Source organism: Bradyrhizobium sp. SUTN9-2 (assembly GCF_003122645.1).
GTDB lineage: Bacteria > Pseudomonadota > Alphaproteobacteria > Rhizobiales > Xanthobacteraceae > Bradyrhizobium > Bradyrhizobium yuanmingense.
This window is the reverse complement of the sequence record NZ_LAXE01000001.1, coordinates 972,634-993,473: the sequence shown is the minus strand read 5'-3', so window position 1 is coordinate 993,473 and position 20,840 is coordinate 972,634. Positions and strand designations below refer to the sequence as shown.

Here is a 20,840-nt window from a genome sequence, read left to right as displayed (position 1 = left end):
AACGACCCCAGCGCGACCGGACGGAACGCCTGCAGCAGCTGCTGGTCGAGCTTGCCGCCCATGCCTTCCATCATCGTGAAGGCGCGGGAGTGGGTGAAGGGCATGCGGTAGGCGCGCTTCTCGACGAGCGCGGCGTAGATGTCGACGATTGTCGTCAGGCGCACGATGTCGCTGATCTGGTTCGACGACAGGCCGTTCGGATAGCCGGAGCCGTCGAGGAATTCGTGGTGATGCAGCACCACGTCCAGCATCTCCGGCGGGAAGCCGCCTTGGGCAGCGAGCGCATCATAGCCGCGGCGCGGATGCTGGCGGACCTCGGCCATCTCCTCGTCGGTGAGCTTGCCGGGCTTGTCGAGCAGCCAGGCCGGAACGAAGGCCTTGCCGACGTCGTGCAGCAGCGCGGCGCGGGTCAGGCGGCGCTGGTCGTCCTCGCGCATGCCGAGATGCTGGGCGAAGGCGACGGCGAAGCCGGTGACGAACAGGCAATGGCGGTAGCTGCCGACATGGTGACAGCCGACCGTGGTGAGCCATTCCCGCAGCGAGGAATGCTTGATCGCCTTCAGGATCTTGCTCTCGGCGGCGATGACGTCATCGAAGGTCAGGGGCACGCCGAGTGGCAGCTTCTCGAACATCTTGGTCAGCACCGCATGCGCCGCCTCGACGCCGCGGTTGAGCGTCTTGCCGCGATCGGTCGCGTCATAGGCCGCGGTGTCCGGGAAGGCGGCGCGGATGCGCTGCAGGATGGCCTCGGCCTGGAGCGGCCGCGAGATGGTGTCGGTGGCCCCGAGCGCCCAGGCCTGCATGGTGCCGTGATGCAGGGCGTCCGCGAGCACGAACAGCCGCGGCATCGAACGATAGGCATCGCCGCGCAGCTTGTTGCGGACCCGCTGCACGCTGTCGGGCGAGCGCAGATTGATGTCGACCACGAGCCCGGAGAGATCGCGCGACGGCTGGGCGGGGATTTCGTCCGTCTTCACCGTGGAGACGTCGCCGACCGCTTTCAGGATGCTGGCGAGCTCGCTGCTCCCGTCGCTCCGATCGGAGGCGAGCAGGAGCCGGCGTTTGGCGGCGGATTTGGCTGTGGCGTTCATGGCTTCCCCCACAAGGACCGGAAACTCGGGCGTATTGGCCGATGAGCCTAAGCCGGATCAGGTTCTCTGGCCCTTAAGAGGCGTGCTCAATGGAACCTTGGGGAATTGCACGCAATTTTACGGATTGGGGTTCGGGGGGGAATTTCACAACCGGCGAAAACAACCCCATGCACAGTAGAACGGGCATTGATGGATAAGGGGAATTTTGGACGCTATCGCCCCGCCGTCCGTTGTCGTCGCCCGGCTCGACCGGGCGACCCAGTATGCTGAGACGGTCCGGCTGAAACCGAGAAGCCGCGGCGTACTGGATGCCCCGGTCGAGCCGGGGCATGACGGTGAGGGTGTGGAGGCGGCTCCAAAACAAATCCGCCGGAGGTTGCCCTCCGGCGGATCAGCTCATTTGGCAATCACGGCTCGACTTACGCCTTCATGCTCGCCTTCACGGCTTCCGCGGTGATCGGCAGGGCGCGGACGCGGGCGCCGCTAGCATTGAAGATGGCGTTGCCGATGGCCGGCGCGACCACGGTGACCGCGGGCTCGCCGACGCCGGTGGCCTTCTCGCCATTGGCGATCACGGCGATCGCGACCTCGGGCGTCTGGCTCATGCGCAAGGGCGTGTAGCCATCGAAATTGGTCTGCTCGATGCCACCGTCCTTCAGCGTCGCCTTCTCGTACATCGCCAGCGACAAGCCCCACAGCGCCGCGCCCTCGACCTGGGCGCGGACATTGTCGGGATGCACCTGCGTGCCGACGTCGGTTGCGACCGTGAGCTTCTTCACGGTCACCTCCCCAGACGGCGCGACGGCGACGTGAGCCACGCACGCCGTCCAGCTCGCGGTCGCCCGCTCCTGCGAGGAGACGCAGGCGACGCCCATGCCCTCGCCTTTCGGCAATTGCTTGGTGCCGTAGCCGGACAGTCCCATCGCGGCGAGCAGCGTGTTGCGCAAGCGCTGCGCGCCGCCGTCGTTCTTGCCGGCGCCGTCGAGCAACGAGATGCGGAACTGCGCGGGATCCTTGCCCGTCGCCGCCGCGATCTCGTCGATCATGCTTTCCACCGCCCAGAAGGTCCAGCCCGGCGCCACCGAGCGAAGCTGGCCGGAGGGCGTGGCGTTGTGCGCGAGCTCGTTCTTGATCGCGCGCACATAATGGTTGGGCACGGTGTAGAAGAAGTCCGCCCCGTTCACCGTAAAGGAATCGAGCGGGCCCTTCTTGTCGACCGAGGGCGTCAGGAAATCGGGGATTCCCCAGCGCGCGGTCGGCCAGGCCGAGACCACGTCGTGGCTGATCGCAATGAGCTTGCCATCGCCGTCCACGCCGGCCTTGACCTTCTGGTAGGTGAGGGGACGCGAGAAATCCATCGTCATGTCGTTCTCGCGCGAATAGATCACCTTCACCGGCTTGCCGACGGCCTTGGCCGCCTGCACCGCCGGAATCATCATGTCGGCATCGAGACGCCGGCCGAAGCCGCCGCCCAGCCACATCTGGTGCATGACCACGAATTTCGGATCGATCCCGGCAGCGCCCGCCGCGATCGCGCCGGAGCGCGTCGCAAACTGGTTGCCGGAATAGATGTGCAGGATGTCGCCCTTGAACTCCGCGGTGGCGTTCATCGGCTCCAGCGGCGCGTGGATGTTGATGCTGGTGGTGTATTCCGCTTCCACCACCTTGGCCGCCGAACCGAAGGCTGCATTGGGATCGCCGTCCTTGACGAAGAACTGGCCGGAATCGTCCAGCTTCTGCAGCCGCTTGGCCTCGTCGAGCAGCGACTCGCTCGACAGCTTCGCGTTCGGACCCGCGTCATAGGCGATCTTCAGCGCCTGGGCCGCCTTCTTGGCGTTGGCGTAGGTGCTGGCGACCGCGACGACCCAGCCCGACGTCGTTGCGGTCTTGTCGTCGAGCGTGACGGCCTTGATGAAGCCCGGCACCTTCTTTGCCGCGCTGTCGTCGACCGATTTCACGGTGGCGCCAAAGCGCACCGGCGGCGTGACCAGCGCGCCATAGGCCATGCCCGGCAGCATCACGTCGATGCCGTACTTGGCCGTGCCGTTGGTCTTGGAGGGGATGTCCAGCTGCGGAACCGAGACGCCGATCATGGTGTACTGGTCCGGCGATTTCAGCTTGATCGCCTTCAGCTCGTCGGGCGAGAAGGTTTTCGTCGCCTTGCCGCTTTTCACGACATCGGCAAACGACATCTGCTTCTTCGATTTCGGATGCACGATCATGGAATCGCGCACCACGAGCTCCGATGCCGGCACGCCCATGGCGGCGGCGGCACCTTCGGTCAATGCGATGCGACCGGCGGCGCCGGCGCGGCTCATCGCTTCGAAGTTCATCATGGTCGACCAGCTGCCGCCGGTGATCTGGGCGCCGAGCACGGGATCGTTGAACTTGGGATCGTTGGAGGCGAGCGCTACGCGCATGTCGCTCCATTTCGCGCCCAGCTCCTCGCAGACGATCTGAGCCAGGGTGGAGGCGATGTGCTGGCCCATATCCGCCTTGCCGCAGGTCACGGTCACCAGCCCGTCCGGCGAGATCGCGTACCAGACGCTCGGCTCGAAATTGGCGGGCGCGGCGGCGGCCGACTGGATGCCGGGCACGCCCGCATAGCCGAGCACGAGGCCGGTCGCGGCGGTGCCGACGAGGAAGGAGCGGCGGCTGAGATCGGTCGTCTCAGGTGTCACGTTCTTGACATGCTTGTTCATGTGGGCCTCCGCTCGCTCGAGGTGGCGGACGCCGTGCGCATCTCGGATGCGGCGCGCATGATCGCCTTCTGGATCCGCGAATAGGTCATGCAGCGGCAGAGATTGCCGTCCATATGGGCGACCACTTCCTCCTTGGTCGGATTGGGATTCTTGGCGAGCAGCGAAGCCGCCTGCATGATCTGGCCGGACTGGCAATAGCCGCATTGCGGCACCTGCTCGGCGATCCAGGCCTTCTGCAAGGGATGATCGCCCTTGGCGGAGAGACCTTCGATGGTGGTGATCTTCTTGCCGGCGACGTCACCGAGCATGGTCTGGCACGAGCGCACGGCTTCACCGTTGACATGCACGGTGCAGGCACCGCACAGCCCGGCACCGCAGCCGAACTTGGTGCCTGTCATCTGCAATTGTTCGCGGATCGCCCAGAGGAGCGGCGTGTCGTTCGCCGCATCCACGGACAGACTCCGCCCGTTGATGGTGAGAGTTGGCATAGGCGTCTTCCCCTGCCGGTGCATGAAGCCGCTTACGGCGGCAATTTGAATGGCGGACGCCCACCGGGCTGGCGTCAGCCTTGCCGGCGAGAATGATCGCGTTCCGACGCGGAGGCAAACGCAATTTGGAACGAGTCGAAAAAGCGCTCGCCACACTCGCTCGTTGTGCGCCGCGCCAAGGGCGTCGACGCAGCCACTGGACACAACAGCGCATGCCTCCGGCATGCGTGCTACGCATTCAGGCAGTTTCTTCGAGGTAACTTGGCGAGCTAAGGTGCAGCTGCCGCCGCTTTCTTCCTTCTCCCCTTGTGGGAGAAGGTGGCGCGAAGCGCCGGATGAGGGGTTGTATCCGCGCACTCGCATTGAGAGAATCATGCGCGGATAGAGACCCTCACCCGGCTTCGCTTTCAGCGAAGTCACCCTCTCCCGCAAGGGGAGAGGGTGCAGCGGTGTCGTGGCGAGGAAAAAGAAAGGGCAGGAACAATGCCGGAGATCAATCGCGACGGCGTCAACATCTACTACGAGGTTCATGGCAACGGGCCGCCGCTGCTGCTCACCCACGGCTATTCCTCAACGTCGGCGATGTGGCATGGGCAAATCGACGCGCTGGCGAAGGACCACACGCTGATCCTGTGGGACATGCGCGGCCACGGCCAGTCCGATTACCCTGACGATGCGAGCGCTTATAGCGAAGACCTCACGGTCGGTGACATGGCGGCGATACTCGATGCGGTCGGCGCGAAGCGCGCCATCATCGGCGGGCTTTCGCTCGGCGGCTACATGTCGCTGGCGTTCTATCGCGCACATCCGGAGCGGGCCCGCGCGCTGCTGATCATCGACACCGGCCCCGGCTTCAGGAAGGACGATGCGCGCGAAGCCTGGAACGCGCGAGCGCTCGCCACGGCCGACCGGCTCGACCGCGAAGGCCTCGATGTGCTGAAATCGGCGACGCGCGAGCGCGCCACCGCGAACCATCGCAACGCCAGGGGCCTTGCGCTCGCCGCGCGCGGCATGCTGACCCAGCGCGATGCGCGCGTGATGGAGCTGTTGCCTGAGATAAAGGTGCCCAGCCTGATCGTGGTCGGCGCCGAAGACACCCCGTTCCTCGCCGCCTCCGACTACATGGCCGCAAAAATCCCGGGCGCACAAAAGGCCGTGATCCCCGCGGCCGGACACGCCGTCAACATCGATCAGCCCAAGGCTTTTGTTGACGCGGTCGCGCCTTTCCTGAAGAACTTGCCTGCATAGGCCGATCGAGCAGGGACACAGGCGATGAAGCTGATGATGCTGGCTGCGGGCACGATGTTGCTGTCGCTCTCTGCACAGGCCGAGCCGATCGGCGCCGTGCCGCCGCGCAAGCCCTTCGCCGCGACCTTGTCGAACAACATTCCGCTCGCCTTCGGCATGGATGCCGAACAAACCGCGCGCGCCCTCGGGCAGCAGCTGCAATATGTGCGGGGACGTCCCGGCCACGAGATCTATCTCGCCTTGCGCAATATCGGCGGCAGCGGCCTGATCCCCCATCGCCACCGCCTGTTCCTGCAATTCCGCCACGGCCGGCTGGCCGGATGGAAGGAGGATTACGGCGAGAACTGGATGTGGGAGTAGTGTTGAGCGCCGATATTTCCGGATCGTCATGGCCGGGCTTGTCCCGGCCATCCACGTTCCCTCGCGCTGAGACAAGACGTGGATGCCCGGGCCTTCGCCTCGCCGAAGCGGCTTCGGCCGCGCAGGCGGGACAAGCCCGGGCATGACGAGCGCGTGGAACGAACGCGACCTCGGATCAATACCAACCAAGAAGGACAACCCGCGTGGGACAGGACATCAAGCTGACGGCCTCGGACAATTTCCAGCTCGGCGCCTATCGCGCTGAACCCGCCGGCACGCCGAAGGGCGCGGTGGTGGTGATCCAGGAGATCTTTGGGGTCAATCACCACATCCGCTCGGTCTGCGACCGCCTCGCCGGGGAAGGCTATGTCGCGATCGCGCCGTCGATCTTCGACCGCACGGCGCCGAACTTCCAGTCGGGCTATTCGCCCGACGAGATCGCGGAGGCGCGCAAGTTCGTAGCCAATCCGGACTGGGCCGCGATGCTGCGCGACACGCAGGCTGCGATCGATGCGGTGAAGAGCGTCGGGCCCGTCGGCATCATCGGCTTCTGCTTAGGCGGCAGCATCGCCTTCGTCGCGGCGACGCGACTGACCGGCCTGAAGGCGGCAATCGGTTATTACGGCGGCGCCGTCGTTCGCTTCGCCGACGAGACGCCGAAGGTGCCGACCCAGCTGCATTTCGGCGAGAAGGATGCCGGCATTCCGCTCGCCGATGTCGAGACCATCAAGTCGAAGCGGCCGGATGTGGAGGTCTTCATCTATCCAGGCGCCCAGCATGGTTTCCATTGCGACGAGCGCGCCAGCTACGACAAGGCCAGCGCAGACATCGCCTGGCCGCGCAGCATGGATTTTTTCGCGAAGCATTTGACGTAGGTAGCGGCCGGCTCTCTCACCGTCATGCCGGGATGCGCCGCGCAGCGGCAGGCCCGGAATCCATCGGGCATCAGAGCCAGTCGAGGAATGGATTCCGGGCTCGCGCTACGCGCGCCCCGGAATGACGAGGGGAGAGAGCCCTAGAACCAGCGCTCGCCGACGAACACGGTGTCGCCGGGCGCGAGTGGCGTGCCGAGCGGCACCACGGCGCGCATGGCGCCGCCGTTCTCGGTGTGCGTGACGGTGACCATGTCGCGCTTGGCGCGCGGCGAGAAGCCGCCGGCGATGGCGACCGCGCTCTCGACCGTCATGTTCGGCACGTATGGATATTGGCCGGGCGCGAGGACCTCGCCGAGGATGAAGAACGGACGATAGGTCTCGATCTCGACCGCCACCGAAGGCTCGCGGATGTAGCCGTTGCGCAGGCGTGCGGCGATCTCGCCGGCCAGCCCCGCCGTGGTGCGGCCGCGGGCGGGCACCGCGCCGATCAGCGGCATGGTGATGGAGCCGCCGGCGTCGATCGCATAGCTGTTGGTGAGACCTTCCTGGCCGTAGACCACGACGCGGAGCTTGTCGCCGGCGTCGAGATGGTAGGAGGGGCCATTGCGCACCGGCACCGCCATCGGCGCGGCGTAGCCGACAGGCATCGGTGCGGGCGAAGCGGCAAAGGAATTGCTGAGCGCTGCGATCGCGCCACCGCCGTTATTGGCGACGACGACCGGCCGCGGCGCATTATAGGGCTGGCCATAGGCCATGGCATCGAGATCGGGACGAGGCTGCACCATCGCGACGGGAGTTGCGGTCTGCATGCAGCCGCCCAAAGCGAGCGCGGCGGACGCTGCCAAGGACGCCAAGTTCGACCATCGAAACGCGCGTGCAACCGGCACCGGACCCATCCTCGAAACGAGACGGCTCCAGTGATGCACCGGTTATGGTTAATAAAGCGTTGAGTGGGGCTCCAACCCTCCCCTGGAGGGGGAGGGTAAGAGGCAGCGCTGTTACGCGGCGCCAGCTGCAGGCTCAATCCCGGGAATAGCCGATCAGCGGTTTCCGCGGGCGGAAAAAGATCATCAGGAGGATGCCGAGAATGCCGAGGACGGCGAAGACCGGCTGCTCCAGCACCAGGCGGATCACCGAGGTCCAGAGCCAGGGCGCCTTGGCCTCGACCCAGGTGCGGAAGGCCGATTGGCTGGCCTGATTGATATCGTTCCAGAACTGGCCGAAGCGGGTGAATTTGAGGGTCTGGTCGGCCACCCAGCGGGCGCCGTCATAGACCATGAAGATGAACCCGCCGGCGAGCAGCAACAGCCCAATCAGTCGGAAAAAGCCGCGGATCATGCCTCACCTACGATGGCCGTCGAAGCGGACGACCTTTTCGGAACGATGCCAGCCAATAGCCGGGCGACGGCAGAAATTCAACCTCTTCAGGGCGTTACGGCACTCATCCAGGCCGCCAAAGGGGCGTTTCCGGCGCCCGAAAGCGTTGACGGTGCGAAAGACCCTCTCTATAAGGGCGCCAACTGGCGGTGGGCGCAATCCCGCCGCCGCTGTTCTTTGAGCAGTTGCAGGCACCCTGGGCTTCAGGACTCATCCGAGCTTGAAGACACCTTGGAGCCTCAGAGACAGCCGCAAGGCGGTCGCTCATGTTCCGGGAACGGCCCAGCAACCGAACACCCTAAATCCGAGCGTCGATTCCGCGGTCAAGCAAGCCGGCGCTACCCGACCAAGACGCGACCGGTACCCGCAAAGGACATTGAGACCATGGCCAATACCACTTCCGCCAAGAAAGCGACGCGCAAGATCGCCCGCCGCACTGCCGTCAACAAGTCGCGCCGCACCCAGATGCGTGGCGCCGTGCGCAACGTCGAGGAAGCCATCGAGAGCGGCGACCGCGCCGCTGCCGTGAAGGCGCTCGCGACGGCCGAGCCCGCCTTGATGCGCGCCGCCCAGCGCAACATCATTCACAAGAACAACGCCAGCCGCAAAGTCTCGCGCCTCACCGCGCAGATCGCCAAGCTCGCGAAGTAAATCTTGCCAAGTCATCTTGGCGACATCGTCTGATCGGTCGATCCGGTCAGCGCGTCAAACAGCCCGGCCTCGCGCCGGGCTTTTTTGTTGACTGTCACATTCACGCAAGCAGTCAGGCGAGGCTCACGCCTCGCTTGGATGATTTACATCGTCTGCGTCAGTCTTCATTCCGTAATTCTACCTGCCGATGTTCTGCAACAGAGGAAACTTCACTGCGTTGCAAAAAACCCCTGTGAGGCGGGCGCGAATTGAATCGATGGCCGATGAGAGTTCTGCACACCGTAGATTCACCGGAACGTGTGTCACTGTGGAGTTACCCTGCAAAACGAGTCTCGAAAAGCGATGGCTCGATAATCACTTATCAACATAGCAGGGACAAGCATTTGGAAAATTCGCCCGCACGTCGGGCGCATGACGAATTTATAAAAATAATTTGGCGCTGAACGAGAATTGTCACATGACGCGCGGCCTTCTCGATTCTGTGCACGGATTCAAAAACTTGCTTCGCAGCCTGTGAACAACTCCTGTGCGACGTTAACCGAGGTCAAGTTTTTTGACGGCTCAACTGTGAATCAATTTCGTTGCGAGTCTTTCCGCTTAGTGTATTCCTTAACCCAGTCAGCGGCGCCCACGATCTTCAGACCAGCGCGGTTTAGGAAACGGGGCGAGCGTGCAAATCGGCGGCGGTGTGCACGTAGGCGACGCTTCAAAAAGTGATGTCGGTGCAAAACCCACAGCAATGTGGGAATGGTAGCTCTTTGTCTGAATGTTTCCAAGCGGGACCTTCCCGCTCGCGCCAGGCGCATCTACTCGCGCCAGGCTCATATGAGAGACATCGCGAAGCTACCCCGGCACGCAAGGTGGCGAAGTCGAGCGGACGACTAGTACATTTGGGCAGGCATCCGCGACAGGAGTACGGCGCGGTTGTCTTTAGGACACGCAGGACCTTGTCGTGAGCGATCACGGCAGGACGGGGAGGTATCATGTCTTACGGACTCAACGCGGTATTGCAGCACGTTTCCTTTTCCAACGATGCCGTTTCAGCCCCGTCGGATTTCCAGCCTCCCGCGCGTGACGGAGCGCCGAGTACGCGCTGACCTCGCGACCCACCATCTCTGACATCGCTGATCTGACCCGCGGCGTTCGCGCCGAACGGTCGAGCCATGCCCGACGATGGACTCGCTCGAGGTCGCGCCACTTCAGGGACCGTGGCAGGAACCCTGCATGGCGCTCACAAACGCAACTATATCTCTCAAGAGAAGTTTTCTGACGATGACAATGGAACAGGATCGCTGGTCACGCGTGAAGGGTCGGCTGCGCTCGAGCGTTGGCGAGGACGTCTACACAAGCTGGTTTGCGCGCATGGATCTGGAAGGCGTGCAGGACGAGAGCGTGCGGCTCTCGGTGCCGACGCGGTTCCTGAAGAGCTGGATTCAGGCCCATTATGCCGAGCGCGTGCTGTCGTGCTGGCAGGCCGAGATGCCGGAAGTGCATCGCATCGACCTCACGGTGCGGTCCGCCGTGCGCCCCTCGGCGCAGCCGAAGGAAGCGCCCGCGCCGGTCGAGGCGCGCCGCGCGCCGATGCCGGAATTGCGCTCGACCGCGACCGCGCCGGTCTCGGCCAATCACGACGCGCTCGGCGGCTCGCCGCTCGATCCGCGCCTGACCTTCGCGAGCTTCGTCGTCGGCCGCTCCAACACGCTGGCCCATGCGGCCGCGCGCCAGGTCGCCGAAGGGCGTCGTGGCGACCCCGTGATGTTCAACCCGCTCTACATCCATGCCGGCGTCGGCCTCGGCAAGACGCATCTCTTGCAGGCCGTGACCTGGGCCGGCAATTCCGGCAACGAGCGCAAGGTGCTGTATCTCACGGCCGAAAAATTCATGTATGGCTTCGTCGCCGCGCTGAAGACGCAGACGGCGCTGGCCTTCAAGGAAGCGCTGCGCGGCATCGACGTGCTTGTCATCGACGATCTCCAATTCCTGCAGGGCAAGTCGACCCAGGCTGAGTTCTGCCACACGCTGAACGCGCTGATCGACGCCGGCCGCCAGGTCGTGATCGCGGCCGACCGTCCGCCGTCGGATCTGGAAAGCCTCGACGATCGCGTCCGCTCGCGGCTCGCCGGCGGGCTCGTGGTCGAGATGGGATCGCTCGGCGAGGAGCTGCGCCACGGCATCCTGAAGTCGCGCGTCGCGGCGGCCCGCGCCCATCATGCCACGTTCGAGGTGCCCGAGGAGGTGCTGCATTATCTGGCGCGCACCATCACCCATAACGGCCGCGACCTCGAAGGCGCGATCAACCGGCTGCTGGCGCATTCCAAGCTCAACAACCGGCCGGTGACGCTGGAGATGGCCGAGCACGAGGTGCGCGACCTGGTGCGGCCGCAGGAGCCGAAGCGGATCAAGATCGAGGACATCCAGCGCGTGGTGGCGCGGCAGTATAATGTCAGCCGCTCCGACCTCTTGTCCTCGCGCCGCACCGCCAACGTGGTGCGCCCGCGCCAGGTGGCGATGTATCTCGCCAAGACGCTGACGCTGCGCTCGCTGCCCGAGATCGGCCGCCGCTTCGGCGGGCGCGACCACACCACCGTGCTGCACGCGGTGCGCAAGATCGAGGCGCTGGTCTCCAAGGACACCGCGCTGTCGGAGGAAGTGGAATCGCTGAAGCGCCAGCTTCAGGAATAAAGGCCTAGGGCTCCCGCCCTGCTCCGCCGCCCCGGCTTGCCTGGGCGGCGGTCTTCGTTTTGAGGCGGTAAATCGTGGGGAACTGGCCCCAATCCCTTGAATCTGCGGGCCATCCGCGCCACCTTGCGCGACCCAGACGGCTTTGGTCATATCGGCAGGAATGATCCGGCCGGTCGGGGTCTTCGATGCCGTGGCGCGCGTCCCGCCGCCCGGCCTTCTCAACGCTGTGTTTTCCTAAGGGATCGGGCGAGTAGTGCAATGAAGGTTACGGTCGAACGCGCACAACTGCTGAAGTCGCTGGGCCATGTCCACCGCGTGGTCGAGCGCCGCAACACGATCCCGATTCTCGGCAACGTGCTGGTGCGCGCCGAGAACGCGAAATTGTCGCTGAAGGCGACCGACCTCGACCTCGAAGTGACCGAGACGCTGCCGGCGGAAACCGCGACCGCGGGCTCCACCACCGTGCCGGCGCACATGTTCTACGACATCGTGCGCAAGCTGCCGGACGGCTCGCAGATCGTGCTGGAGGCCGACGGCGACCGCGCCGTGCTCGCCATCCGCGCCGGCCGCTCGCGCTTCACGCTGCAGACGCTGCCGGAGAACGATTTCCCGGATCTGGCCGCCGGTGACATGTCGCATTCGTTCTCGCTCGCCGCCAAGGACGTCAAGCGGCTGATCGACCGCACCCAGTTCGCGATCTCGACCGAGGAGACGCGCTATTACCTCAACGGCATCTATCTGCATGCCGCCGGCACGCCAAAGGCCGCCACCCTGCGCGGTGTCGCCACCGACGGTCACCGCCTCGCCCAGCTCGACCTGGTGCAGCCCAAGGGCGCCGAGGGCATGCCCGGCGTGATCGTGCCGCGCAAGACGGTCGGCGAGGTGCAGCGCCTGATCGAGGACACCGAGGCCGAGATGACGATCGAGCTGTCGCAGGCCAAGATCCGCTTCACCATCGGCAACGTCGTGCTGACCTCGAAGCTGATCGACGGCACCTTCCCCGATTACGGCCGCGTCATTCCGCAGAACAACGACAAGGAGCTCGTCGTCGACAAGAAGGATTTCGAGAACGCGGTCGACCGCGTCTCGACGATTTCGAGCGAGCGCGGCCGCGCGGTCAAATTGTCGCTGTCGGCGGGCAAGCTGGTGCTGTCGGTGACCAATCCGGATTCCGGCAGCGCGACCGAAGAGCTCGAGGTCGAATACGCCTCCGACGCGCTCGATATCGGCTTCAACTCCCGCTATCTGCTCGACATCGCCGCCCAGATCGAAGGCGACGTCGCCACGCTCCGCCTCGCCGACCCCGGCTCGCCGACCCTGGTGCAGGACCGCGACGACAAGAGCGCGCTATACGTGCTGATGCCGATGCGGGTGTGAGGGGCGTGTTCCCTCGCCAGCGCAGACTGCCTTTAGAACCGAACGCGATGCTCGTTGATGCGCCCTCTCCCCTTGCGGGAGAGGGCATCTCCGCCATCGGCCAAGACCTCACTCGGGTGAGGGGTCCGCTCGCGGCACCTTCTACGTGGAGGCAACCCCTCACCCGCCGCCGCTTCGCGTCGGCACCCTCTCCCGCAAGGGGAGAGGGTGAAAGTACCGCGCTCCAACGCCTTTCAGAATGAACACCGATGCCGAATGACCCGCATCACCGGCCGACTGCAAAGCATCTTCGCCAGTTCGCGAAGAACATGCGGCACGAGCCGACGGATGCGGAAGCGGCTATGTGGCGATTGCTGAGGGATCGCCGGCTATCGGCTTACAAATTCCGTCGACAGGTGCCGATCGAGAATTACATTCTCGACTTCGTCTGTTTCGAAAAACGCCTTGTGATCGAGATCGACGGCAGTCAGCACGCGGAGTCGCCACGCGACGCCGCCCGCGATGCTGCACTTTCTGCAGAAGGATTTTCGATCGCGCGCTACTGGAACAATGACGTGCTGCAGCAGCCCACCTCTGTGTTGGAGGATATCCTTGCAAAGCTTGCCGGGCGGTAAGATACCCCTCACCCGTCGCCTCACTTCGTGAGGCGCCACCCTCTCCCACACGGGGAGAGGGAAGAATCGCGTCCATGACAAAGATCTCATGACCCCCTCCCGCATTCATCGGCTGACGCTGACGCATTTTCGCAATTACCGGGCGGCGGGGCTCGAGACGGCGGCTGATCTGGTGGCGCTGGTCGGGCCGAACGGGGCGGGCAAGACCAATTGCATCGAGGCGATCTCGTTCCTGTCGCCGGGCCGCGGCCTGCGCCGGGCGACGCTGGAGGATGTCGCCGACAACCAGGGCGACGGCTCCTGGGCGGTGTCGGCGCAGGTCGAGGGCGCGCTGGGGCTGGCGACGCTCGGCACCGGCATCGATGCGCCGCGCGCGGATACCACGGTCAGCCGGCGCTGCCGCATCGACCGCGAGCCGGTGGGCTCGGCCAGCGCCTTCGGCGATCATATCCGCATGGTGTGGCTGACGCCGGCCATGGACGGGCTGTTCATGGGCGCAGCGTCCGAACGGCGGCGCTTCTTCGACCGTCTCGTGCTCGCCATCGACAGTGAGCATTCCAGCCGCATCAACTCGCTCGAGCGCTCGTTGCGCTCGCGCAACCGCCTGCTGGAGACGCGCAATTACGACGACCATTGGTGCGACGCGATCGAGCGCGAGACGGCCGAACTCGCCGTCGCGGTGGCGGCCACGCGCGGCCAGACCGCGGCAAGGCTCACCGGCATGCTCAACGCGCGCGCACAGGCATCCGCATTTCCGTCCGCTCAGATCGCGCTCGACGGCTGGATGGAGAATGCGCTGCTCGAGGAGACCGCGACCTCGGTCGAGGACCGCTACCGCCAGATCCTGCGCGACAACCGCCCGCGCGATGCGATCGCCGGCCGCACCACCGACGGCCCGCATCTCACCGATCTCCAGGTGATCTACGCGCCCAAGAGCATGCCGGCGCGCGATGCCTCCACCGGCGAGCAGAAGGCGCTGCTGATCGGCCTCGTGCTGGCGCATGCGAGCCTGGTCGCCGAGATGACCGGCATCGTGCCGCTGCTGCTGCTCGACGAGGTGGTTGCGCATCTCGATCCGAACCGCCGGGCGGCGCTGTTCGATGAGCTGAAGAAGCTCGGCGCGCAGGTGTGGCTGACCGGTGCGGATCCTGCCGCCTTCGCCGAGATCGGCGCGGGGGGCGAAGTGTTTGACGTCGAGAGCGGACGAGTCTCGGCCCGCAGCTAGGCCGCCGCATTGAACCCGCCTGTTCCAGATCGCGACTAGCTGCTTGAGGCCGCAAGAAGCGGCCATCGCGCAGCACTCGGACATGCGCGACATCCTTCGCGATATTTTTGGAGCATGAGCATGACGGCGGTGAGGCATGGGGCGCAAGCCCCGGCACGATGGCAGTTGTTTGCGTGCGGCTTCGCCCTGTTTGCGATGTGCATGCTCGCGGCCAGCGCCGGTGCCTCGCTGCCGCATCTGTTTCCGACGCCGCTCACGCTGGATTCCGATGCCAAGCTGCCCGCACCGACCCGCTATACTTACAGGGGGATCCACACCACGCTGATGCAGGGCGTCGACGCGCCGCTCCGCGTCAGGCTGGAGGCCACCGTGCCCGCGGGGATCAGCGACGTGCTCGCCTTCTACCGGACCGAGCTTCGCAAGCTCGGCTGGCAAGAGCAGCATGATGGCGCCGTGATCAACGCCGATCACGTCCGGCTCGCCTTCGTCTCGCCGCTGGGGCCGGCCGCGCTGATGCTCGATCGCAAGGATTCCGGCACCTCGGTTCATCTGGTGCAGAAGAACGCGGACACGGCGACGAAGGCGAACGTGCTGCCCGAGCCCGGCCAGGCGAAGCTGGTGTTCAGCAATATCGGCGACAAGGAAGCGGTCCTCACAATCAACGAGCGGACCATCTCGCGCCCGGCCGGCGCGAACGCTGTCGCGCTGGACCTCGCGCCGGGCGAATATTCGTACAGGCTGGGCGTCCCGGGCCAACCCGCCACCACGAGCATCCTCACCGTCGCCGCCGGCGACACCTGGGAGCTCACGGTCGGGCGCGACGGTGACGCCTGGCCGCCGTTGCAGCTGTACTGAGCCTGTTGAACCTCTCCGGTTCCCGGCGCGACTTCTCGTCTGAGGCCGCACCGACGGCGCCGCAGCCCGCCAATGCGCAAGGGCATGACGACCCGCGCGACATCCAGGAGTTTTTTGACGATGCCGATGATCCGGCGCGGGGCGCAAGTCCCGGCAAGATGGCTGCTGCTTGCCTGCGGCATTCTCGCGATAGTGATCCCCTCGCGTCCCGCCGGCGCGGCAGACGACGGCATCGTCGACGTCCATACGCTGCCGCGGCTCGACGGCGCGGTGGAGGACACTTCGCGTCCCGACACCTATCGCGTGATCTACACCGTGCCGACCCCGCTTGCCGGCACGTCGGACGCCACCAGGAAGCTGCTGAGCGCCGACGGCTGGGTGCCCTATGTGTATCCCCTGGATGAGAGAAGCGCAGCGTTGACCTTCAAGAAGGGACGGCAGGGGCTGCGCGTTTCCTTCACACAGGCGCGCGGGCGACCCGACCAGTCCGCCGTGTTCTACACGCCGAACCGGATCTATGCGAACGTGCCCTTTCCGGAAGGCGCGATCGATCTCGTGTTCGACGAGACCCGGCCCTATCTCAGCTGCATTGCGCCCGGCGCGCTCGATGCGACCGCAGCATTCTTTACCAAGGACATGGCGGCGATGGGGTGGCGCAAGCTTAACCCCGATACGGCATCGCGCTGGCCGAACGCCGATCTTGCCGGAGCCGTTCCGAACGGCGTTCGCGTCTTCTACGACCACCCCGATCGCGACGCGACGCACGTCTACCAGAAGCCGGTGATGCTGACCCTGACGCGCCGCGACGATGGCCGCACCAATGTCGAGATCCGGGTCGCGCCGTTCGCGCTGCCGGAGGTGCTCGAGGCCGACGACGACATGGCCGGCCTGCCGCGGCCGAAGCCAACCAAATCTGCACGGGGTCTCGGCAGCGCCAGCTCGAACAAGCGCGAGATCTCGGCCGCCGCGATCGCCGAGCTGCCCGCCGTGCGCGCCTTCTATCAGCGCGAGCTCGCCGCGCGCGGCTGGCAGGAGGATGGCAGCGCACCGCTCGCGCCCGGCGACGAGGTGGCGATCAAGATCTCCAACTCTGATGAAACCGGCGTGCTGCGGCTCGGCCGCAAATATGATTTCACCATGGTCAGCCTGACCGCGCAGGTGAAGGAATCCGCGCTCGCTGCCCGCGCCAAGGCGAAGAAGGAGGCCGACGCGAGGTTCCTGAGCGATGCCTTGGGTACGGCTCAGCAGCTCATTGCGGCCGATGATATTAGGCGCAAGACGCAGGCCGCCTCCCTGTCGGACGCCCCGCTCACCGCGCTCGCTGACGGCAAGACGCCGGTGCCGCTGCCCGAAAACGCCGAAGCCGTGACGTTCGAAGGCGGCGACGGCCACCTGGAATTCTCCTCGGCGTCGAGCGTGAAGGCGCTCAGCAGTTTCTATCGGGCGGCGCTGAAGAGCTCGGGCTGGAAGGAGCAGCCCTCCGTCATCAACCAGCCGAACATGGCGGTGATGGCGTTCTCGAAGGGCGGCAAGTCGATCTCGATGACGGTGATGCAGATGGGCCCGAAGGTGAATGTCCGCGCCGACGGATCGGGCCTGGTGACGGAAGCGGCCAAGGCTGCGGCCGGCGCGGAGGTGGAGGTTCAGGCCAAATCCGCCGAGCCGCTCAAGCCCGATCCTGAGTCCCCGCTGCCGGTACCGACGCAGCGTTCGTCGAAATCGCTCGCGACCACCAAGATACCCGGAGGCGAAGCGCCGCTCCGCCGCGAGCTCGAGGCCCGCATCCCCGCTTCGCTCGACGAGGTCCTCGCCTTCTACCGGGCCGAGCTTGCAAAGCTGGGCTGGCAGGAGAAGACCGACGGCGCAGCCGCGTCCGCAGAACGCGCGCAGATCGAATTCACCTCGCCGCAAGGTCCCGCCGTGCTCAAGCTCGGCCGCGCCAAGGGCGAGACCACGGTCAGCCTGGCGCAGAAGAATGCCGATGCCGCGGCCAAGGCCGAGATCATGCCGAAGGCGGGACAAGCGCGGCTCATGCTCGGAAACATGGCAGCGAACGAGGTCGCGCTGACGATCAACAAGCAGACGGTGAAGATCGCAGCCGGCGCCGGCGGCCCGCAATCACCGAAAGGCCCGATGCTCGACTTGCCGCCCGGCAAATACGTATACGCGTTGCGCCTGCCCGGCCGCCCTGCGCGTAGCGAGTCCCTGACCGTTGCCGCCGGCGAGGCCTGGGGCCTTCTGGTGGGCCCGAGCGGCGACGTGCTGCCGCTGCAGATGTATTGAGGCTGCACGCTTTCAGATTCGCGGTATCGTCATGGCCGGGCTTGTCCCGGCCATCCACGTCTTCCGAGACGCCAAGAACGTGGATGCCAGGACAAGGCCGGGCATGACGGCGATCGATGAATCAGTTTCAGGTGCCCCAAAACCACTCTTCCTGGCCCCGCAAAATCCACGGCTTTTCGAGGCAAAAAACTGCCCTCGAATCGGGCTTTTTGCGGCGCCCAGAATCGGCCCTCCGGCGCCTTGAAAGCCGGCCGAAAAACCCTATCTGCTCAAAGGGTTGCCGGAGGATACTTTGCGCTAGGCGCAGGCGGTCTTTCATGGCACAAATAGCCCCGCAAATCAGCGCCTTTTGCGCCGCTGATTCGGGCGACATCTCGAAGGCCTCTCATGACAGAACCTGCTCGGCAGCACGCTGCCGAAAACGAGCCCTCCAACGCGAGCGATTACGGCGCGGAATCGATCCGCGTGCTCAAGGGACTCGATGCCGTCCGCAAGCGCCCGGGCATGTATATCGGCGACACCGACGACGGCTCGGGCCTGCACCACATGGTCTACGAAGTCGTCGATAACGCCATCGACGAGGCGCTCGCCGGCCATGCCTCGCGCGTCGAGGTGATCCTCAACGCGGATAATTCCGTCACCGTGCGCGACGACGGCCGCGGCATTCCCGTCGACATCCACAAGGGCGAAGGCATCTCGGCGGCCGAGGTCATCATGACCCAGCTGCACGCCGGCGGTAAGTTCGACCAGAACTCCTACAAAGTTTCCGGCGGCCTGCACGGCGTCGGCGTCTCCGTCGTCAACGCGCTGTCGAGCAAGCTCGGGTTGCGCATCTGGCGTGACAACAAGGAGCACTATATCGAGTTCGCTCACGGCGATGCCGTCGCACCGCTGAAGGTGGTCGGCGAGGCGCCGGGCCGGCGCGGCACCGAGGTGACGTTCCTGGCCTCGACCGAGACCTTCAAGAACATCGAATACGACTTCGCCACGCTCGAGCATCGCTTACGCGAGCTCGCCTTCCTCAATTCCGGCGTCAACATCGTGCTCTCCGACATGCGCCACGCGGTCGAGAAGCGCGAGGAGATGTTCTATTCCGGCGGCGTCGAGGAGTTCGTCAAATATCTCGACCGCAACAAGAAGGCCCTGGTGCCGGCGCCGATCATGGTGCGCTCGGAAGCCAACGGCATCGGCGTCGAGGCCGCTTTGTGGTGGAACGACAGCTACCACGAGAACGTGCTGTGCTTCACCAACAACATCCCGCAACGCGACGGGGGCACCCATCTCGCCGGCTTCCGCGGCGCGTTGACGCGCCAGGTCAACGGCTATGCCGAGGCCAATGCCAAGAAGGAAAAGATCGCGCTGACCGGCGACGATTGCCGCGAAGGGCTCACCGCCGTTCTCTCGGTGAAGGTGCCCGATCCGAAGTTTTCGTCGCAAACCAAGGACAAGCTGGTGTCCTCGGAAGTGCGCCCCGTGGTCGAGAACGTCCTTAACGAGGCGCTTGCCGCCTGGTTCGAGGAGCACCCGAGCGAAGCCAAGATGATCGTCGGCAAGGTGATCCAGGCCGCGGCGGCCCGTGAAGCTGCGCGAAAAGCGCGCGAGCTGACGCGCAAGAGCCCGCTCTCGGTCTCCTCGCTGCCGGGCAAGCTCGCCGACTGCCAGGAAAAGGATCCGGCCAAGTCCGAGCTCTTCATCGTCGAGGGCGACTCGGCAGGCGGCAGCGCCAAGCAGGGCCGCAACCGCGAATTCCAGGCCGTCTTGCCGCTCCGCGGCAAGATCCTGAACGTCGAGCGCGTGCGTCCCGACAAGATGCTGTCGTCAGAGCAGATCGGCACGCTGATCACCGCGCTCGGCACCGGCATCAGCGACGAGTTCTCGGTCGAGAAGCTGCGCTATCACAAGATCATCGTGATGACGGACGCCGACGTCGACGGCGCTCACATCCGCACGCTGCTGCTGACGTTCTTCTACCGGCAGATGCGCGACATCATCGATGGCGGCTATCTCTATATCGCCCAGCCGCCGCTCTATAAGGTCTCACGCGGCAAGTCCGAGCAGTACCTGAAGGACGAGCGGGCGCTGGAAGACTATCTCATCGACGCCGGCCTCGATGATTGCGTGTACATCCCCGGCACCGGCGGCGACCGCTCCGGGCGCGATCTGCGCGCGCTGGTCGACGACGCCCGCGTAGTCCGCAGCGTCCTGCGCAACCTGCACAGCCGCTATAATCGCAAGGTGGTCGAGCAGGCCGCCATCACCGGCGTGCTGAACAAGGAGATCTACGGCGATCCCGAGAAGGCGGCGGCCGCCGCGCAATATATCGCGAGCCGGCTGGACAACCAGGCCGAGGAGGTCGAGCGGGGCTGGGTCGGACAATTCATCGAGGGCCAGGGCTTCCTGTTCGAGCGCACCGTGCGCGGCGTCAAGGAAGCCGCCGTCATCGACGATGCGCTGCTTGGCTCGGCCGAGGCGCGCAAGCTCGACGAATACACGACCAAGCTCCAGGACGTTTACGCCCGCTCCGGCAAGCTACGGCGCAAGGATTCCGAGCACGTGGTCCACGGCCCGGTCGATCTGTTCGAGGCCGTGACCGATTCGGGTCGCAAGGGCATCAGCCTGCAGCGCTATAAAGGCCTCGGCGAGATGAACCCGGAGCAGCTCTGGGAAACGACGCTCGACACCGAGGCACGCTCGCTGCTCCAGGTGAAGGTCAAGGAGGTCGACGAGGCCGACGACATCTTCACCAAGCTGATGGGCGACGTCGTCGAGCCGCGCCGCGATTTCATTCAGGAACATTCGCTGAGCGCGACGATCGATATTTGAGGGCGGCTGGCTTTGGATTGATCTGCTGGCCAAGCACTCGCTGCACCTCTCCCGCTTGCGGGAGAGGTCGACACGCTCGCAGAGCGTGGCGGGTGAGGGCTTCCTCCTCTAGGGGATTGTCCCGTGTGGAGAGACCCTCTCCCCCGCCCTCCCCCGCAAGCGGGGGAGGGGGCGCACCACCTTCGTGGC

Annotated in this window: 16 protein-coding genes; 11 read left to right on the top strand and 5 right to left on the bottom strand. The window is 65.3% G+C overall.

The annotated features are described in order from the left end of the window. From XF30_RS04685 to XF30_RS04670, 3 genes are all read right to left on the bottom strand, one after another. On the bottom strand, positions 1–1,091 hold a 1,091-nt coding region (locus XF30_RS04685; RefSeq protein ID WP_109142051.1), incomplete at its 3' end, for an HD-GYP domain-containing protein. A 419-nt stretch (positions 1,092–1,510) separates the two neighbouring features. After that, positions 1,511–3,793 (bottom strand): xanthine dehydrogenase family protein molybdopterin-binding subunit, encoded by a 2,283-nt coding sequence (locus tag XF30_RS04675; protein WP_109142049.1) that lies wholly within the window; start codon positions 3,791–3,793, stop codon positions 1,511–1,513. Continuing rightward, a complete protein-coding gene (locus XF30_RS04670; protein WP_109142048.1) occupies positions 3,790–4,281 on the bottom strand; it encodes a (2Fe-2S)-binding protein in 492 nt (163 codons plus the stop codon). The genes XF30_RS04675 and XF30_RS04670 overlap by 4 nt, the downstream gene beginning before the upstream one ends. A 483-nt stretch (positions 4,282–4,764) precedes the next feature. Here XF30_RS04670 and XF30_RS04665 point away from each other — a divergent pair, with 483 nt between their 5' ends. The 3 genes from XF30_RS04665 to XF30_RS04655 all read left to right on the top strand — a co-directional run bounded on the left by XF30_RS04665 (position 4,765) and on the right by XF30_RS04655 (position 6,764). Next, positions 4,765–5,529: an alpha/beta fold hydrolase gene (locus XF30_RS04665; protein ID WP_109142047.1), complete on the top strand. Its 765-nt coding sequence runs from the start codon at positions 4,765–4,767 to the stop codon at positions 5,527–5,529. 24 nt (positions 5,530–5,553) lie between these two features. Beyond that, positions 5,554–5,889 (top strand): hypothetical protein, encoded by a 336-nt coding sequence (locus XF30_RS04660; RefSeq protein ID WP_109142046.1) that lies wholly within the window; start codon positions 5,554–5,556, stop codon positions 5,887–5,889. Positions 5,890–6,092: 203 nt separating this feature from the next. After that, on the top strand, positions 6,093–6,764 hold the full coding sequence (locus XF30_RS04655) for a dienelactone hydrolase family protein (RefSeq protein WP_109142045.1): 672 nt from the start codon (positions 6,093–6,095) through the stop codon (positions 6,762–6,764). A gap of 140 nt (positions 6,765–6,904) precedes the next feature. Here the strand turns inward: XF30_RS04655 and XF30_RS04650 are convergent, their stop codons facing one another. Together XF30_RS04650 and XF30_RS04645 are read right to left on the bottom strand one after the other, a co-directional pair. Beyond that, positions 6,905–7,651: a polysaccharide biosynthesis/export family protein gene (locus XF30_RS04650; RefSeq protein WP_036002627.1), complete on the bottom strand. Its 747-nt coding sequence runs from the start codon at positions 7,649–7,651 to the stop codon at positions 6,905–6,907. A gap of 133 nt (positions 7,652–7,784) precedes the next feature. Further along, positions 7,785–8,102, bottom strand: a complete 318-nt coding sequence (locus XF30_RS04645) for a hypothetical protein (protein ID WP_109142044.1) — start codon at positions 8,100–8,102, stop codon at positions 7,785–7,787. A 423-nt stretch (positions 8,103–8,525) separates the two neighbouring features. Here XF30_RS04645 and rpsT point away from each other — a divergent pair, with 423 nt between their 5' ends. From rpsT to gyrB, 8 genes are all read left to right on the top strand, one after another. Further along, the gene (rpsT, locus tag XF30_RS04640; RefSeq protein WP_036002606.1) at positions 8,526–8,792 is read left to right on the top strand and encodes a 30S ribosomal protein S20; all 267 of its coding nucleotides are present in this window, start codon (positions 8,526–8,528) and stop codon (positions 8,790–8,792) included. Between the two features lie 1,272 nt (positions 8,793–10,064). Beyond that, positions 10,065–11,474 (top strand): chromosomal replication initiator protein DnaA, encoded by a 1,410-nt coding sequence (gene dnaA, locus XF30_RS04630; protein WP_036024069.1) that lies wholly within the window; start codon positions 10,065–10,067, stop codon positions 11,472–11,474. 258 nt (positions 11,475–11,732) lie between these two features. After that, entirely contained in the window at positions 11,733–12,851 is a 1,119-nt protein-coding gene (dnaN, locus tag XF30_RS04625) for a DNA polymerase III subunit beta (protein ID WP_036002613.1), read from the top strand. A 248-nt stretch (positions 12,852–13,099) separates the two neighbouring features. Continuing rightward, positions 13,100–13,465, top strand: a complete 366-nt coding sequence (locus XF30_RS04620) for an endonuclease domain-containing protein (protein WP_109142043.1) — start codon at positions 13,100–13,102, stop codon at positions 13,463–13,465. 88 nt (positions 13,466–13,553) lie between these two features. Further along, the gene (recF, locus tag XF30_RS04615) at positions 13,554–14,690 is read left to right on the top strand and encodes a DNA replication/repair protein RecF (RefSeq protein WP_109142042.1); all 1,137 of its coding nucleotides are present in this window, start codon (positions 13,554–13,556) and stop codon (positions 14,688–14,690) included. 120 nt (positions 14,691–14,810) lie between these two features. Then, on the top strand, positions 14,811–15,545 hold the full coding sequence (locus XF30_RS04610) for a hypothetical protein (RefSeq protein ID WP_109145566.1): 735 nt from the start codon (positions 14,811–14,813) through the stop codon (positions 15,543–15,545). Positions 15,546–15,665: 120 nt separating this feature from the next. Continuing rightward, entirely contained in the window at positions 15,666–17,828 is a 2,163-nt protein-coding gene (locus XF30_RS04605) for a hypothetical protein (protein WP_109142041.1), read from the top strand. 387 nt (positions 17,829–18,215) lie between these two features. Next, positions 18,216–20,651 carry a DNA topoisomerase (ATP-hydrolyzing) subunit B gene (gene gyrB, locus XF30_RS04600; RefSeq protein ID WP_036002622.1) on the top strand — a complete coding sequence of 812 codons (2,436 nt, stop codon included), beginning with the start codon at positions 18,216–18,218 and terminating at the stop codon, positions 20,649–20,651. Positions 20,652–20,840 lie beyond the last annotated feature (189 nt).

Bases quoted from the DNA above. Each gene is read 5' to 3' on its own strand.
- XF30_RS04610 (WP_109145566.1), top strand. From the start codon at position 14,811: ATGACGGCGGTGAGGCATGGGGCGCAAGCCCCGGCACGATGGCAGTTG.
- XF30_RS04620 (WP_109142043.1), top strand. From the start codon at position 13,100: ATGCCGAATGACCCGCATCACCGGCCGACTGCAAAGCATCTTCGCCAG.
- recF (WP_109142042.1), top strand. From the start codon at position 13,554: ATGACCCCCTCCCGCATTCATCGGCTGACGCTGACGCATTTTCGCAAT.
- XF30_RS04675 (WP_109142049.1), bottom strand. From the start codon at position 3,793: ATGAACAAGCATGTCAAGAACGTGACACCTGAGACGACCGATCTCAGC.
- XF30_RS04665 (WP_109142047.1), top strand. From the start codon at position 4,765: ATGCCGGAGATCAATCGCGACGGCGTCAACATCTACTACGAGGTTCAT.
- dnaN (WP_036002613.1), top strand. From the start codon at position 11,733: ATGAAGGTTACGGTCGAACGCGCACAACTGCTGAAGTCGCTGGGCCAT.
- dnaA (WP_036024069.1), top strand. From the start codon at position 10,065: ATGACAATGGAACAGGATCGCTGGTCACGCGTGAAGGGTCGGCTGCGC.
- XF30_RS04670 (WP_109142048.1), bottom strand. From the start codon at position 4,281: ATGCCAACTCTCACCATCAACGGGCGGAGTCTGTCCGTGGATGCGGCG.
- XF30_RS04660 (WP_109142046.1), top strand. From the start codon at position 5,554: ATGAAGCTGATGATGCTGGCTGCGGGCACGATGTTGCTGTCGCTCTCT.
- XF30_RS04645 (WP_109142044.1), bottom strand. From the start codon at position 8,102: ATGATCCGCGGCTTTTTCCGACTGATTGGGCTGTTGCTGCTCGCCGGC.
- rpsT (WP_036002606.1), top strand. From the start codon at position 8,526: ATGGCCAATACCACTTCCGCCAAGAAAGCGACGCGCAAGATCGCCCGC.
- XF30_RS04605 (WP_109142041.1), top strand. From the start codon at position 15,666: ATGCCGATGATCCGGCGCGGGGCGCAAGTCCCGGCAAGATGGCTGCTG.
- gyrB (WP_036002622.1), top strand. From the start codon at position 18,216: ATGACAGAACCTGCTCGGCAGCACGCTGCCGAAAACGAGCCCTCCAAC.